Here is a 12,862-nt window from a genome sequence, read left to right on the forward strand (position 1 = left end):
TGGACGAATGTGGCAGCGATGCAAAGTGCTGATGGTGGCGATAATCGCATTGGTTATCAGCCAGCAGGCGTTGGCGGGCCAGGCGTGGGAGAGCTACAAAAGCCGGTTTTTGATGGCGGACGGCCGTATTATCGACACCGGCAATAACAGCGTCAGCCATACCGAAGGCCAGGGGTTCGCCATGATGATGGCGGTGATGAATAACGACCGTTCCGGCTTCGATCGCATCTGGCGCTGGACGGAAAAAAATCTGCGAAACCCGGATAACGGCCTGTTTTACTGGCGCTATAACCCGGCGGCAGCGGATCCGGTTACCGATAAAAACAACGCGACGGATGGCGACACCTTTATCGCCTGGGCGCTGCTTAAAGCGGGCAACGCCTGGCATGACGACGGCTATCTGAAAGCTTCGGATAGCATTGTTAAAGCGCTGGTGGAACACAACGTCGTTAACTTTGGCGGCTACCGCGTCATGCTGCCGGGCGCGAAGGGCTTTAACCTTAACAGCTACGTGAATCTTAACCCCTCCTATTTTGTCTTTCCGGCCTGGCAGGACTTCGCCAACCGCAGCCATTTAGCGGTCTGGCAGGATCTGATTAACGACGGGCAAAAGCTGCTGGGGAAAATGCGCTTTGGCAACGCGCAGCTCCCGGCTGACTGGGTTTCGCTGTATGCAGACGGGCACGTCGTACCGGCTAAAGAGTGGCCTGCGCGTTTTAGCTATGATGCCATTCGCGTGCCGCTCTACGTGAAATGGTTCAGTCCGACAAGCCCGCTGCTGGAGCCCTATAAAGCCTGGTGGGGAGGTTTCTCGCGCACCCAGACGCCTGCCTGGGTCAACGTTGCTACCAACGATCCCGCTTCTTACATGATGGACGGTGGTTTGCTGGCGGTACGCGACCTGATCGTGGGAGATTTACCCGCGGGCGAACCGCAAATCACCTCCCAGGAAGACTATTATTCCGCAAGCCTCAAGATGCTGGTGGAACTGGCTCGCTAGTCTCATTCGGGGGCGCAAGCCCCCAACCAGAAAGCTCGCTGCGGATAAGCGCCGGGCGAACCGTGAAGATGCAGATTTTCCCTATTCTCCCGCGCAGCGCTGCCTTAAACCATCAACAATGCAGTATACTCAGCCCGCATAAGATTATGCTTATACTCGTCATACTTCGAGCTGCTGGTAAGCTGCCTGCACTCACTTATTCCCGCCCCTTACTTAAGTAAGCACTCGGGAATTCATGAGCTTGCCGCCTGCCAGCTATGCGAATTATTCAGAGTATTTCAGGCGGGCCAGAAACAGCGGAGAGTAAGCTTGCGAGTCAGTCGTTCCTTAACGATTAAACAAATGGCGATGGTGTCAGCCGTCGCCGTGGCGTTTATTTTTATTTTTATCGTCGTGCAGCTTTTTCACTTTGTGCAGCAAAGCCGCTACGACACCGCAAGCCAGATGGAAAAAATTGCCCATTCGGTGCGTCTGCCCCTGTCTGAAGCCGTCCTCAAAGCCGATATACCCCAGGCGGAGGCTATTCTTAATCAAATTCAGCCTTCCGGCATTATCAGCCGGGCGGATGTTGTGCTGCCTAACCAGTTCCAGGCCCTGCGCAAAAGCTTTGCGCCAGAGCACACCATCCCGGTCTGGATGGCGCGTCTGTTTGAGCTGCCGGTACAAATTTCTCTGCCGCTTTATTCGTTAGAACGCCCGGCAAACCCGCAGCCGCTGGCTTACCTGGTGCTGCAGGCGGATTCCTGGCGGATGTACAAATTCATCATCAGCACCATATCCACGCTGCTGACCACTTATCTGCTGCTGGCGTTGATTTTATCCGTGGCGATCAGCTGGTCGATTAACCGTTTGATTATCCATCCGCTGCGGAAGATTGCCCGCGAGCTGGATGGTCTCAGCCCGCAGGATGCGGGAGGGCATCAGCTCAAGCTGCCGCCGCTGCATCACGATGACGAGATAGGCATGCTGGTGCGCAGCTATAACCGTAACCAGCAGATGGCGCTGCGTCTGCATCAGGAAATGAACGTGATGAGCACCCGTCACGCGGTGACGGATCTGCCAAATAAGACCCTGCTGCTGGCGCTGCTTGAGCAACTGGTAGCGAGCGAGAAAAACAACGTGCTGATGATAATCACCAGCGAAACGCTGGGCGACGCCGCCGGCGTGCTTAACGAAGAGCAGCGCGAAACGCTGCTGCTGACGATGGTGAGCAAAATTAAAAGCGTGCTGCCGCCGAAGATGGTGCTGGCGCAGCTTAGCGGGAACGACTTCGGCATTATCGCCCACGGCATAAAAGACGCCTGGCATGCCATGGCGCTGGCGCAGCAGCTCATGGCGGCGCTTAATGAAAAACTGCCGATTAACGGACTGCAGCTCAGGCCGACCGCCAGCATTGGTATCGCGATGTATCACGGCGGGCTTACGGCGGAACAGCTTTATCGCCGTGCGGTTTCCGCCGCGTTTTCCGCTCGTCGTCACGGTAAAAACCAGATCCATTTCTTCGATCCGGAACAGATGGAAAAAGCGCAGCGCCGCCTGACGGAAGAGCAAGACATCCTGCACGCGCTTGAACAGCAGCAGCTGGCGGTTTGGCTACAGCCGCAGGTAAATATGCGCAGCGGCGAGACGGTGAGCGCGGAGGTGCTGCTGCGTATGCAGCAACCTGACGGCTCATGGGCTTTGCCGGAAGGGCTGATCGAGCGTATAGAAGCCTGCGGGCTGATGGTGACTGTCGGCGCATGGATACTTGAAGAGAGCTGCCGTACGCTTTCAGCCTGGCAAAAACGCGGTATCACCATGCCGCTCTCCGTTAATCTGTCGGCGCTGCAGCTGCTGCATGAGGCGACGGTCCCGTCGCTGCTGGAAATGCTCGCGCGGTACCGCATTCAGCCCGGCTCGCTGATTCTGGAAATCACAGAAAGCCGCCGCATCGATGACCCGGACGCCGCGGTGAAAATGCTGCGTCCGCTGCGGAAAGCGGGCGTGAGGATCGCGCTGGATGATTTTGGCATGGGCTACGCCAGCCTGCGCCATCTGCATCATATGAAGTCCCTGCCGATAGACGCGCTGAAAATCGACAAAAGTTTTGTCAGCGGCCTGCCGGAAGACGGGGCGATGGTCAGCGTGATTGTCGCGATGGCCAAAACGCTCGGCCTGAAGCTGGTCGCGGAAGGCGTGGAGCTGGCCGCCCAGCGCGACTGGCTGCTGGCCGAAGAGGTGACTATAGCGCAGGGCTATCTGTTCTCCAGAGCCCTGACGCTTGAAGAGTTTGAATTCCGCTACTTATCCGCGCCGATTGAGTAGCATCCTTGTTGCAAATGTTATTGAGCTGGTGCGAGCCAGCGCAATAATTTAACAATTTTGTTGCCAAATTAGCGCTGTATCACGTCCCGCATTTTTTATGGGTGCTATTTTTCCAGCCGCGTGCCGTAAGGCAAATTAACGCGGCGCGACGGAAATTCTCCTCTCAAGGACACCCTATGAAAATCTCTCTCTTTAAAAGCCTCTACTTTCAGGTGCTGACCGCAATTGCCATAGGTATTTTGCTTGGGCACTTTTATCCGGAGCTGGGCGCGCAGATGAAACCGCTTGGCGATGCCTTCGTCAAGCTCATTAAAATGATCATCGCGCCCGTTATCTTCTGTACCGTGGTAACCGGCATTGCGGGTATGGAAAGCATGAAAGCCGTAGGGCGTACCGGCGCGGTAGCGCTGCTCTACTTCGAAGTGGTCAGCACCATCGCGCTGATTATCGGCCTGGTGGTGGTTAACGTGCTGCAGCCGGGCGCCGGTATGAACGTCGATCCCTCGACGCTTGATGCCAAAGCCGTGGCCATGTACGCCGAACAGGCGCAGCAGCAGGGCGTGGTAGCGTTTCTGTTAGATGTGATCCCCGGCAGCGTGATTGGCGCCTTTGCCAGCGGTAATATTTTGCAGGTGCTGATGTTTGCGGTGCTTTTTGGCTTTGCGCTGCATCGCCTGGGCCACAAGGGCCAGTTGATTTTCAACGTTATCGAAAGCTTCTCGCAGGTTATTTTTGGCATCATCAATATGATTATGCGCCTGGCGCCGATCGGCGCTTTCGGGGCGATGGCGTTTACCATCGGTAAATACGGCGTCGGCTCGCTGGTGCAGCTCGGTCAGCTTATCCTCTGCTTCTATATAACCTGCATCCTGTTTGTGGTGCTGGTGCTGGGTACTATCGCACGCGTTACCGGCTTTAATATTTTCAAGTTTATCCGCTACATCAGAGAAGAGTTGCTGATCGTGCTCGGCACGTCTTCCTCCGAGTCCGCGCTGCCGCGTATGCTCGACAAAATGGAGAAGCTTGGCTGTCGCAAATCGGTTGTGGGGCTGGTTATCCCGACGGGCTACTCCTTTAACCTGGACGGGACCTCGATATACCTGACGATGGCGGCGGTGTTTATCGCCCAGGCGACCAACAGCCACATGGATATCTTCCATCAAATCACGCTGCTGGTGGTGCTGCTGCTCTCTTCCAAAGGGGCGGCGGGCGTGACAGGAAGCGGGTTTATCGTGCTCGCGGCCACCATCTCCGCCGTGGGGCATTTACCGGTGGCGGGCCTGGCGCTGATTCTCGGCATCGATCGCTTTATGTCTGAAGCGCGCGCGCTGACTAACCTGGTCGGTAACGGCGTGGCGACAATCGTCGTGGCGAAATGGGTTAAGCAGCTGGATGAAAAGCAACTTAAAGAAACGCTTGGTAATAAACATTCCGCCAAAAAAGTGACCGAAGTCTCCCCTTAATCCTCCCAATTACCCGCAGCGACTTGCCCTCGCTGCGGGTGGCTGCGCATAATTACCCCTCATTACGGTAGCTGCTGGCTATTTTTTTATTTTTTACGTGACGTTTTCGCACAAATGCGGTCAAACGGAATGGTGAAACGTCACCAACGTCGGCTTTTTCAGGTAAGTCTGCACCGTCGTTATACTTTTTAACCAGGAATGTTTCTCAGGGGTTCACATGCAGGGCACCAAAATTCGACTCTTAGCTGGCGGATTGCTGTTGGTCGCCGCCGCCGGTAATGTGCAGGCAGAAACGCTACAGCCCGACCCGGCATGGCAGGAAGGCCAGCTGGCAAATGGTTTTCAATGGCAGGTTCTTGCTACGCCGCAGCGCCCCAGCGATCGTATAGAAGTTCGTCTGTTGGTCAATACCGGCTCCTTAACTGAGAGCACCCAGCAGAGCGGCTACAGCCACTTTTTGCCGCGTCTGGCGCTGACGCAACACGGCAGCCTGCAGCCCTTGCAGGCCCGTTCTTTATGGCAGCAGAGCGTGGACCCGGCGCGTCCCCTGCCGCCGGCTATCGTCTCTTATGACTTCACGCTGTTTAATCTTAGCCTGCCGAATAACCGCAATGATTTGCTCAAAGAAGCGCTGACGTTTCTTGCCGACAGCAGCGGCAGTATGGCGGTGACGCCTGAAACCGTAGATACCGCTTTGCAAACGCAGGATATGGTCGCGACCTGGCCGATGGACACCCGGGATAGCTGGTGGCGCTACCGGCTGAAAGGTTCCACGCTGCTGGGCCACGATCCTGCCGAAGATTTAAAACAGCCGGTCGATGCCGCACAGCTCAACGCCTTCTATAAAAAATGGTACACCCCGGACGCCATGACTCTCATCGTGGTCGGTAATATAGACAGCCGCAGCGTTGCTGAACAGATCAATAAAATCTTTGGCGGGCTGGAGGGCAAACGCGAAACGCCCGCCCCGGTGCCAACGCTTTCCCCGCTTAAGCCCAAGCCGGTCAGCCTGATGACCGGGAGCGTGCGTCAGGATCGCCTGTCGCTGATGTGGGACAATCCGTGGCAGCCAATCCGTGATTCCGCAACGCTGCTGCGCTACTGGCGTGCCGACCTGGCCCGTGAGGCGCTGTTCTGGCATGTGCAGCAGAATCTCAGTAAAGGGAATGCTAAAGATCTTAACCTGAGCTTTGACTGCCGCGTGCTGTACCTGCGCGCGCAGTGCGGCATCAATCTGGAAACGCCGAATGATAAGCTTAACGGCAACCTGGCAACCGTAGGGCGCGAGCTGGTGCGTGTGCGGGATAAAGGGCTGTCGCAGGAGGAGTTTGACGCGCTGATTGCGCAGAAGAAGATGGAGCTGACGAAACTGTTTGCCACCTACGCCCGCACCGATACCGATGTGCTGATTAGCCAGCGCATGCGTTCGCTGCAAAATCAGGTCGTGGATATCGCGCCGGAGCAGTATCAGAAGCTGCGTCAGAATTTCCTGAATAGCCTGACGCTTACGCTGCTTAACCAGGATCTGCGTCAGCAGCTGTCGCAGGATATGTCCCTGGTGCTGCTGCAGCCGCAGGGCGAGGCGGAGTTTAATATGAAGGAGCTGCAGGGGACATGGGAGAAAGTCATGTCGCCTCCACAGACGCCGCCGCTGACGGATAATCCTAAGCAGGATGTGTCGGATATTCCGCCTGCGCAGTGATCTTTATCCTCGCTCCGGCCCTCTTCCTGCAAGGGAGAGGGGAAAGAGCACCCTTCGTCTCTTGTGAAAAAGGGTTAAGTCGAAAAAACCTCCCGCCCCTTTGGGGGAGGAGGTTATAGTGAGCGAATAGCGCCTTACGCAGGCATCGCTGCCTGAGGAATAATTGCCCCACGATACTGGATTACGGTGCTCGCCGTTAAGTGCCCGCGTTTTGCTGCCGCTTCGGCGTTACCGCCGGTCAGACGGACGGCCAGATACCCGGCGCTGAATGAATCTCCGGCCGCGGTTGTATCAACCACTTTCTCTTTCGGTAATTTAACGGCAGGCACTTCCAGTAGCGGTTCGCCCTGAATGGCCACCAGGCAAGATTCTGCGCCGCGTTTAATCACCACTTCACGCACGCCTGCTGCCTGAGTACGGGTAATGACCTCTTCCGCCGGCTTCTCGCCCCACAGCAGATCCTCATCGTCCAGCGTCAGGAAGGCGATATCCGTATAGCTCAGCATCTGCTGATAAACCTTCTGCGTCTCTTCCTTGCTCGCCCACAGACGCGGACGATAGTTGTTGTCGAAAATCACCCTGCAGTCGTTAGCGCGCGCTTTGCCCAACAGCGTCATTAATTTTTCCCGGCTGGCCGGGTTAAGAATGGCAAGGCTGATGCCGCTCAGATAGAGATAGTCAAATTGTGCCAGCTTGGCGCAGATCGCGTCGGCCTGCTCGCTCTCCAGCCAGAAACGGGCTGCCGCTTCGTTACGCCAGTAATAGAAGGTGCGCTCGCCGCTGGCGTCCGTTTCGATGTAATAGAGGCCAGGCAGTCGATTTTCCAGACGCTGGGTAAGCGTGGTGTGGACATGCTCTTTTTGCCACGTATCCAGCATCTGCTGGCTGAAGCTATCCTCCCCCAGCGCGGTAACGTAGTGAACTTCAAGATCGTTTGCCGCAACCTGACGGGCAATATAGACCGAGGTATTAAGGGTGTCGCCGCCAAAGCCGCGGTTAACTTCCGCACCCTTTTCCGACAGTTCAATCATACATTCGCCGATAACGGCAATTTTCCGGGTTGGCATAATCAGAAGACCTGCATAAGTGAAATGATGAATAGTTTGAGCCGTGCCCAAAAATGAGTCAACCAGTTTAAAACAGCGTTTCGGAAAAATCAGGGTTGGGCCAGCTTATTGAAGAATTGGCGGAAATTTATCCCGGGCGCTTTGCGCCGATGATGAACATAAAGTTATCAATCGCCACGCCGATAACCTTTCGACGGGCCATCTGAGTTATCAAGTCAAACAGGACGTGCAGGATGAAGTTGAAGCAGATTACTCACCGGCTTAATACGGCTGAAGCGAGTGTCGAAAGTTTGCAGGAAAGACGGTTTTGGTTACAGTGCCAGCGGGAATATACTTTTCAGCCGATCTATAAGATTGACGGGACGTTGATGGCAGTGGAGCTGCTGACCATTGTGACGCATCCGAGTGAGAAAGAGGTCCGTATTCCTCCGGATCGTTATTTTTTATCTATTTCTACACGCAGCCGCCTGAGCGTGATTGAAGAGCAGCTGCACCTGCTGGAAAAGTGGCAATCCACTTTCCTTGGGCACGGCATTCTGGCCTCGGTAAACGTCGATGGCCCTACGCTGATGGCGATGAAACATCACCGGCCGATTCTGACGCTTATCGACAGGCTTCCCTGGGTGCGCTTCGAGCTGGTGGAACACATCACCCAGCCGCAGGCCGCGACGCTTGCGCATCTGCACGAGTTCGGCCCGCTGTGGCTTGACGATTTTGGCACGGGCATGGCGAATTTCTCAGCGCTTAGCGAAGTGCGATACGACTACATCAAAGTTGCGCGCGATCTGTTTATCATGCTGCGTAAAAGCGACGAAGGCCGCACTTTGTTTACCATGCTGCTGCAGCTGATGAACCGCTACTGTAAGGGCGTGATTGTCGAAGGAATTGAAACGTTAGACGAGTGGCGTGACGTTCAGGCCTCCCCGGCTTTTGCCGCCCAGGGCTACTATCTGTCCCGTCCCGTTCCTTTTGAAAATCTGAAAAACATACTGATTCGCCTTCCCTGATGCCGTTTTGGCTACCCTAAACTATCTTTAGTTAAGGTAAGCCAGCTCGGGAAGAGGGAAGGGCATGTCAAAAACAGGTAAAATTATCAGTGCAGTAGTCGGGATTTTATTGTTGTTGGTTGTGATAGCTATCATCGTGATCGCTACGTTTGACTGGAATCGACTCAAACCGACCATCAACCAAAAAGTCTCGACGGAACTTAATCGTCCTTTTGCCATACGCGGCGATTTGGGCGTGGCGTGGGAGCGTAATAAAGAGGAAACCGGCTGGCGAAGCTGGGTGCCCTGGCCGCATGTGCACGCTGAAGATATTATTCTCGGTAATCCCCCTGATATTCCTGAAGTCACTATGGTGCACCTGCCGCGCGTAGATGCCACTCTTGCGCCTTTGGCGCTGCTCACCAAAACCGTTTATATCCCGTGGATCAAGCTGGTCAAACCCGATGCGCGGCTCATCCGCCTGTCCGAAAAGAACAATAACTGGACGTTCAAACTGGCAGGCGATGAAAACAAAGAGCAGAACCAGACGCCGTCTGCCTGGTCGTTCCGCATGGATAATATCCTGTTCGATAAAGGCCGCATTTCCGTTGATGACAAGGTCTCCAGGGCGGATATGGTCATCATCGTCGATCCGCTCGGTAAGCCGCTGCCGTTTAATGAAGTTTCAGGTAAAAAACCAACCGGGAAAGATGCCGCCAAAGCAGGCGATTACGTGTTTGGTTTGAAGGTGGACGGACGCTATAACGGCGAGCCGATTGAAGGCACCGGTAAAATCGGCGGCATGCTGGCGTTGCGTAGCGAAGGCGACACGGCTTTCCCTGTGCAGGCGGATGTCCATTCCGGCAACTCCCGCGTTGCGTTAATCGGCACTGTTAACAACCCGATGAAAATGGGCGGCGTCGATCTTCAGCTGAAGTTCTCCGGCGATTCGCTGGGTAACCTCTACGATCTGACCGGCGTGCTGCTGCCGGATACGCCGCCGTTTGAAACCGACGGCCACCTGCTGGCGAAAATCGATACGGAAAAAGGCTCGGTCTATCGCTATCAGAACTTTAATGGCCGTATCGGCGACAGCGATATTCACGGCTCGCTGACGTACTCCCAGGGCGAGCCGCGTCCTAAGCTTGAAGGCGAGCTGGAATCCAGACAGCTGCGGCTGGCGGATTTAGGACCGCTCATCGGCGTGGATTCCGGTAAAGGCGCGCAGCAGAGCAAAAAAGCCGAAGAGAAAAAAGGCGAGAAGACGGTTCAGCCGGCCGATAAAGTGCTGCCCTATGACCGCTTTGAAACGGACAAATGGGACGTGATGGATGCGGACGTGCGCTTTAAAGGCAAGCGTATCGAACACAGCGGTACGCTGCCGCTTAGCGATCTCAACACCCATATCATCCTCAAAAATGCCGATCTGCGCCTGCAGCCGCTCAAATTCGGCATGGCGGGCGGCACCATCAACGCCAATATCCACCTCGAAGGCGACAAAAAACCGATGCAGGGCCGGGCGGATATTCAGGCGCGCCGCTTACAGTTAAAACAGCTGATGCCAAAGGTGGAATCGATGCAGAAAACGCTTGGCGAGCTGAACGGCGATGCGGACATTCGCGGGCGCGGTAATTCGGTGGCAGCGCTGCTCGGCAGCAGCGACGGTAACCTCAAGCTGCTGATGAACGACGGGTTAATCAGCCGTAACCTGATGGAGATCGTCGGCCTCAACGTAGGCAACTACATCGTCGGGAAAATCTTTGGCGATGAGGAAGTAAGGATTAACTGCGCCGCGGCGAACCTGGATTTACGGGGCGGGATCGCTACGCCACGCATCTTCGCGTTCGATACCGAAAACGCCCTGATTAACGTAACGGGCACCACTAATTTCGCCAGCGAGCGGCTCGATTTAACCATCAATCCGGAAAGTAAGGGGATTCGTATCGTTACCCTGCGCTCGCCGCTCTATGTGCGCGGCACCTTTAAAAATCCGGATGCTGGTGTAAAAGCCGGGCCGCTGATAGCCCGTGGCGCAGTCGCCGCCGCGCTGGCAACGCTTGTAACGCCTGCCGCCGCGCTGCTGGCGTTAATCTCACCGTCTGAGGGCAACGATAATCAGTGCCGTAACATTCTGGGGCAGATGAAGAAATAAAATTGCTCAAAGTATGGCTCACTTATATAGTGCTAAAAGCACGTGTGCGCAGCACGTGCTTTTAGCAAGAGGTAATGCAATGAGTGCCGTAATCAAAAGCCAAAAACGAACCGTAAGTGTCACCATAGACGACGAGCTTTACGCGCGCGCGCGCGCGCATGGCCTTAATTTGTCGCAGCGCCTGAGCGTTGTTATTGCTCAGGATCTTGAGGAAATCGAACGCCAGCAGTGGAAGCAACGTAACCGTGAGGGGCTTCTGGAACTCAATCGCATCACGGAACAGTGTGGAAACTTTGCTGATGAACATCGGAAGTTCTGATCGTGCAATATTATATTTACCGCAATGGCAGCACTAACAAGCGCTACCCTTATCTCATCGACGTACAAAGCGACCTGGTTGATTTACTTACTACAAGGATAGTCATTCCTTTGGTGCATTCCTCCTGTGCTCAGGCAAAACTGCCCGAACGGATTTGCCCTGTTGTGGAAGTTGAAGGAGAGCGTTTCATCGTAATGACCCATGAAATGGCCAGTGTCGATAAGGCTATCCTTCGGGAAGAAGCAGGAAGCGCGATGCCCTGGCGGGCAGAGATTAAGGATGCAATGGATTTTATTTTTGATGGTTTTTGAAATAACAGCGCGGCTTTAAACCGCGCTCAGGTCATTGACAAAGTTTGTCGTTTTTAAAAGTACGTTAATTTGGATCGGTAAAAGCAAAGGATTAGGTTTTCTGACTTACCTTAAACAGCCGAAAACCACGTTTTCCGGCTGTTTGTCATCCCTCTGAGCGCGGCCTTAAACCGCGCTGTTTTGCATTACAGCGACTGATGACGAGTCTCTTTGGTCAGCAGCAGCGCAATCAGCGTCAGCGCCGCCATGACGGCCAGATAGACGCCCACGTAGAACAGACCGTAGTTTGCCTGCAGCCAGGTGGCGATATAAGGAGCTACCGACGCGCCCAGAATCGAAGACATGTTGTAAGAGAACGATGCGCCGGTATAGCGCACTTCCGTCGGGAACAGTTCCGGCAGCAGCGCGCCCATCGGGCCAAAAGTCAGCCCCATCAGGCTCAGGCCAATTAACAGAAACGCCATCACCAGCGTCGAACTGCCGGAGCCCAGCAGCGGCTGGAAGAGACACAGAGCAAAGATAATTATCAGGCTGGTGATCGCAATCATGCATTTACGGCGGCCAAACGCGTCGGCCAGATAGCCCGCAATCGGCACCATCACCCCAAAACCAATTACCGCCATCATCAGCATCCACAGCACGTCGTTGCGCGAGAAGCCAAGGCCGACCGGTACGGCGGCGGTGCTGAAGGTCATGGAGTAGACCGTCATGATGTAGAACAGGGTGTAAGTGGCGAGCATGATAAAGGTGCCCAGGATGGTCGCCTTCAGGTGCTTCGTCAGCAGCGTGCCCATCGGCACTTTTACCTGCTTGCCCGCTTTGGCGATTTTGGCAAACACCGGCGTTTCATGCAGCGAAACGCGAACATACAGGCCGATGATAACCAGAATCGCCGACAGGATAAAAGGTACGCGCCAGCCCCAGGCCATAAACTGCTCGTCGGTCAGCAGCCAGGAGAGCAGCAGGAATGTGCCGTTAGCGAAGAAGAAGCCAATCGGCGCGCCCAGCTGCGGGAAGGAGCCGTAGAGCGCGCGTTTACGCGGCGGAGCGTTTTCCGTTGCCAGTAATGCCGCGCCGCCCCATTCGCCGCCCAGGCCCAGACCCTGCCCGAAACGCGCAAGCGCCAGCAGCAGCGGCGCCATAACGCCGATGCTTTCGTAGCCCGGCAGCAGGCCGATAACCACGGTAGAAAGCCCCATCGTCAGCAGTGAAGCGACAAGCGTTACCTTGCGGCCTACGCGGTCGCCAAAGTGGCCAAACAGCGCGGAGCCAATCGGGCGTGCAATAAAGGCGATGGCGAAGGTCGCCAGCGACTGTAGCGTTGCGGCTGTTGGATCGCCCTGCGGAAAGAAAATGTGCGGAAAGACAATCACTGCCGCAGTGGCATAGATGTAGAAGTCGAAGAATTCAATGGCCGTGCCGACCAGAGAGGCAACGACAACTTTTCCCCGTGAGTTAACCGGCGTGGCGTCAGCCTCGCTCTCGATAGTTGTGGCAATGGATGCTTGCATAATTTTTTCTTATTTATTGGACCAACGAACGGCCATATTACGCATAG

General features: G+C 55.2%; 10 protein-coding genes. 8 read left to right on the forward strand and 2 right to left on the reverse strand.

Annotated features, from left to right (window positions below):
• The first annotated feature begins 7 nt into the window (after positions 1-7).
• The 4 genes from WLO31_RS00760 to WLO31_RS00775 all read left to right on the forward strand — a co-directional run bounded on the left by WLO31_RS00760 (position 8) and on the right by WLO31_RS00775 (position 6,469).
• Positions 8-1,000, forward strand: a complete 993-nt coding sequence (locus WLO31_RS00760; RefSeq protein WP_435928597.1) for a glycosyl hydrolase family 8 — start codon at positions 8-10, stop codon at positions 998-1,000.
• 309 nt (positions 1,001-1,309) lie between these two features.
• The gene (hmsP, locus tag WLO31_RS00765) at positions 1,310-3,304 is read left to right on the forward strand and encodes a biofilm formation regulator HmsP (protein WP_435928598.1); all 1,995 of its coding nucleotides are present in this window, start codon (positions 1,310-1,312) and stop codon (positions 3,302-3,304) included.
• A 176-nt stretch (positions 3,305-3,480) separates the two neighbouring features.
• Entirely contained in the window at positions 3,481-4,767 is a 1,287-nt protein-coding gene (locus tag WLO31_RS00770) for a dicarboxylate/amino acid:cation symporter (RefSeq protein ID WP_435928599.1), read from the forward strand.
• 217 nt (positions 4,768-4,984) lie between these two features.
• Entirely contained in the window at positions 4,985-6,469 is a 1,485-nt protein-coding gene (locus WLO31_RS00775; RefSeq protein WP_435928600.1) for a M16 family metallopeptidase, read from the forward strand.
• A 134-nt stretch (positions 6,470-6,603) separates the two neighbouring features.
• Here WLO31_RS00775 and WLO31_RS00780 read toward each other — a convergent pair whose 3' ends face one another.
• Positions 6,604-7,536 (reverse strand): sugar kinase, encoded by a 933-nt coding sequence (locus WLO31_RS00780; protein ID WP_435928601.1) that lies wholly within the window; start codon positions 7,534-7,536, stop codon positions 6,604-6,606.
• Between the two features lie 233 nt (positions 7,537-7,769).
• Here WLO31_RS00780 and pdeH point away from each other — a divergent pair, with 233 nt between their 5' ends.
• The 4 genes from pdeH to WLO31_RS00800 all read left to right on the forward strand — a co-directional run bounded on the left by pdeH (position 7,770) and on the right by WLO31_RS00800 (position 11,304).
• Complete coding sequence (pdeH, locus tag WLO31_RS00785) at positions 7,770-8,543, forward strand: cyclic-guanylate-specific phosphodiesterase (protein ID WP_435928602.1); 774 nt, start codon at positions 7,770-7,772, stop codon at positions 8,541-8,543.
• A 64-nt stretch (positions 8,544-8,607) separates the two neighbouring features.
• Complete coding sequence (locus WLO31_RS00790) at positions 8,608-10,674, forward strand: AsmA family protein (protein ID WP_435928603.1); 2,067 nt, start codon at positions 8,608-8,610, stop codon at positions 10,672-10,674.
• 79 nt (positions 10,675-10,753) lie between these two features.
• The gene (locus tag WLO31_RS00795; RefSeq protein WP_435928604.1) at positions 10,754-10,993 is read left to right on the forward strand and encodes a type II toxin-antitoxin system CcdA family antitoxin; all 240 of its coding nucleotides are present in this window, start codon (positions 10,754-10,756) and stop codon (positions 10,991-10,993) included.
• Positions 10,994-10,995: 2 nt separating this feature from the next.
• Positions 10,996-11,304, forward strand: coding sequence for a CcdB family protein (locus WLO31_RS00800; RefSeq protein ID WP_435928605.1), 309 nt, complete (start codon positions 10,996-10,998; stop codon positions 11,302-11,304).
• A gap of 185 nt (positions 11,305-11,489) precedes the next feature.
• Here WLO31_RS00800 and WLO31_RS00805 read toward each other — a convergent pair whose 3' ends face one another.
• On the reverse strand, positions 11,490-12,815 hold the full coding sequence (locus WLO31_RS00805) for an MFS transporter (RefSeq protein ID WP_435928606.1): 1,326 nt from the start codon (positions 12,813-12,815) through the stop codon (positions 11,490-11,492).
• Between the last annotated feature and the right edge of the window lie 47 nt (positions 12,816-12,862).

Origin of the sequence: Dryocola sharpae (genome assembly GCF_051307055.1) — a bacterium.
Taxonomy (GTDB): domain Bacteria; phylum Pseudomonadota; class Gammaproteobacteria; order Enterobacterales; family Enterobacteriaceae; genus Dryocola.

Excerpts from the sequence above, each read along its gene's own strand:
- WLO31_RS00805 (WP_435928606.1), bottom strand. The coding sequence starts at position 12,815 with ATGCAAGCATCCATTGCCACAACTATCGAGAGCGAGGCTGACGCCACG.
- WLO31_RS00795 (WP_435928604.1), top strand. The coding sequence starts at position 10,754 with ATGAGTGCCGTAATCAAAAGCCAAAAACGAACCGTAAGTGTCACCATA.
- WLO31_RS00780 (WP_435928601.1), bottom strand. The coding sequence starts at position 7,536 with ATGCCAACCCGGAAAATTGCCGTTATCGGCGAATGTATGATTGAACTG.
- WLO31_RS00790 (WP_435928603.1), top strand. The coding sequence starts at position 8,608 with ATGTCAAAAACAGGTAAAATTATCAGTGCAGTAGTCGGGATTTTATTG.
- WLO31_RS00770 (WP_435928599.1), top strand. The coding sequence starts at position 3,481 with ATGAAAATCTCTCTCTTTAAAAGCCTCTACTTTCAGGTGCTGACCGCA.
- pdeH (WP_435928602.1), top strand. The coding sequence starts at position 7,770 with ATGAAGTTGAAGCAGATTACTCACCGGCTTAATACGGCTGAAGCGAGT.
- WLO31_RS00775 (WP_435928600.1), top strand. The coding sequence starts at position 4,985 with ATGCAGGGCACCAAAATTCGACTCTTAGCTGGCGGATTGCTGTTGGTC.
- WLO31_RS00760 (WP_435928597.1), top strand. The coding sequence starts at position 8 with ATGTGGCAGCGATGCAAAGTGCTGATGGTGGCGATAATCGCATTGGTT.